Genomic DNA, 515 nt, shown 5'->3' on the forward strand with positions numbered 1-515 from the left:
AGGGGGAGCCGAATTCGAAGTTGCCGGAGTCGAGTTCGCGGGAGGTCAGGGCGATGCGCTCGACATGGGTATCGCAGGCGGTGAGTAGAACGGGAAGCAGTTTCTCGGGATCGGGCTCGCGCCAGTGGGCGACCAGTTGGCCCCAGGCGGGGTCGCGGGGTAGGGCATGTCTGTCGAGGTCGAGCGGTTTGCCGAGCCAGTCGCCGATGATGGTCAGGCCGAAGGCGGCGTAGCGCAGGGTGGTGCCGAAGGGTAAGTTGTGACCGTCGCGAACCCCGTAGCCGTTATTCAGCCCTTTGAAAACAGTGCTATGAAAAGGCTCTATAAATTGATGCTGTCCAGTTGCAACGGCACATAGCATGAGATGGGTTATACCATCAAGGGAATCGGTGTCTGGTTGCTTGGTGAACCGCCCCGGGTTTCGTGGAGGCCTCAACTCTTGAGAAGATGAGGCCATGAGAAAGACCACGACCTACTCCCCTGAAGTCCGTGAACGTGCCGTGCGCATGGTTCTG

The 515-nt window shown here is 59.4% G+C and carries 1 pseudogene; it reads right to left on the bottom strand.

The features are described from left to right. Nucleotides 1-469: pseudogene (locus NJF35_RS24615) on the bottom strand (hypothetical protein); the annotation flags it as partial. Nucleotides 470-515: the final 46 nt, after the last annotated feature.

The sequence above is a fragment of the Pseudomonas guariconensis genome, from assembly GCF_024127895.1.
Classification (GTDB): Bacteria; Pseudomonadota; Gammaproteobacteria; order Pseudomonadales; family Pseudomonadaceae; genus Aquipseudomonas; species Aquipseudomonas guariconensis_B.